The following is a 1,894-nucleotide window of genomic DNA, read 5'->3' on the forward strand; positions in this document are numbered from 1 at the left end:
ATAAACCACGACACGATATGGATTTATACATTACCAATATACGTGTCGCTCTTCCTAATACTGAGAAACGATGATCGTTGAGCATATTAATCATCGCTATGGCAGTTATCGCGGGTATATCCGCTTACTGCTGGCTAACCTGCGCTGTAAACTTGGGCATTACCAGAAATTACATCAGCCTGACTGGCGTCGGGTGAGACGTTTGGTCTTTGTCTGTCAGGGTAATATTTGCCGCTCGCCCTACGCTCATTATCTGGCACTTAAGCACACAGATCAGGTCGCTTCTCTGGGCTATGCCACAACCAGCAATAAACCAGCATACCCGCTCGCACTTAAAGTAGCCAAAGCCCGTGGTGTCGATATGAGTGCACATTTAACTACGGATATCACCGATTTTGTCTTTGCGCCCGGCGATTTACTGTTAGTGATGGAGGACAGACACCTACCTAAGGTGCAACGCCAGGCTGAGCAACATCAGGCTCAAGTTGCGTTATTAGGCTTATGGGCCAACCCCACTACCGCCCTGCTTTATGATCCTCATAGCCTGAGCGAGCCATACTTTCATAGTTGCTATCAACGGATTGAAAGTGCAGTTTCAGCCCTTATGGACGATTTTTTGCGTTCGCAAGCGACGTAATAGCGGCTGCAGCATTTTTTGTGCGGCCTGACGTAAGTCTGCAAAAAAAGGCGCGGGATCATCCAAGGCAAAAACATAATATCGACAGCGTGGATGAAAAAAATAGCCCATAAAGGCGGCCAACTCAGACCATTTATTAAAATGACATTGTGGATCCATAATTTTATCAGGCTGCAGCACTATACGGGCTATCCGTTTAAGCTCCGGGATCATATAGCGGCAATACCGGAGTTTAATGTCAGGCTGCTTAACGGGTTGCTGCGATGCCAGCCCCTTTACCAAATGGCTGGCAAAGCATGCACCTGCTGCGACAGAAAGCGGAGTGCTGCCCCAAAAGCGACCATTAATCTCCATTAACACATACTGTTTATGACCTGGGTCATATCGATACTCCACCATTGCCACTCCTTGCCAGTTAAGCCGCTTCAATAACGCTTTGGAGCGCTCAGCACATGCCTGATGCAACTGGTTATCGACGGCTTTACATAAACTGGCAGATCCCCCTTCTGGCGGCCATTCATGCACCCTTTCATGCTGGAACTGTATTAAGGATTCCCCATCACGGCATAAAAAAAACTGCCCTAAGCCATGGCCGGCATAATAACGCTGGATCATCGGGAAATAGCCAATTGCCTGGTAGGGCGCCAAACAAGCGTTTAATTCCTGCAGGTTCTGACAATACTGGATTTTATGTAACGGCAAGCCAGCCTGTTGCAACAACGCCGATACCTGATGCGGATTAGCCCACTTTAATATCAGCGGATACTGCAGTTGGGTTTCTATCTCGCCAAGTTCTGATAAGGCTGTCAACTGCCAGCTCGCAGGCGTATCTATGCCCACGGCAGCAGCATTCTGCTGAGTCAGGCTTTTATCCAGCACTGTTGCCATAGCGGCGTCATCAGCAAACAGCAGTTTAAAATGCAGCACCAGCTGCGCCCGCCAACGATTCAACATCGCAATATCGGTTTCACTAATAGCAATTAATGCCGCGGGCTTAGTCAGTTGCCCCAGCTGCAACAGCTGCTGTAACAGAGGCTCGCCATCTTTTGCGCGCACCAACGGCTGTTGACAATATTTAGATACCAACCCCAGCGCTGACCGTTTGCGCCCCAATGCCGTCACTGCAAAACCACAGCGGCCCAGATCCCGGATAATGGCCAGACCAATCGGCGAATCAGCGCCCAACACCACGACTTTCATATCATAACCTGCATTACACTATCCCTTGGTTAATTCAGGTGATCATTCAAACCATTC

The 1,894-nt window shown here is 48.9% G+C and carries 2 protein-coding genes; one reads left to right on the top strand and one right to left on the bottom strand.

Annotation, left to right across the window (positions count from 1 at the left end):
- Positions 1-70: 70 nt before the first annotated feature.
- Entirely contained in the window at positions 71-637 is a 567-nt protein-coding gene (locus V7D78_RS16260; RefSeq protein WP_333609508.1) for an arsenate reductase/protein-tyrosine-phosphatase family protein, read from the top strand.
- Here the strand turns inward: V7D78_RS16260 and V7D78_RS16265 are convergent.
- Positions 596-1,837, bottom strand: coding sequence for a carboxylate--amine ligase (locus V7D78_RS16265; RefSeq protein WP_333609509.1), 1,242 nt, complete (start codon positions 1,835-1,837; stop codon positions 596-598). The two genes, V7D78_RS16260 and V7D78_RS16265, sit on opposite strands and share 42 nt — an antisense overlap.
- Positions 1,838-1,894 lie beyond the last annotated feature (57 nt).

This window comes from Arsukibacterium sp. (assembly GCF_036735525.1).
Lineage (GTDB): Bacteria > Pseudomonadota > Gammaproteobacteria > Enterobacterales > Alteromonadaceae > Alishewanella.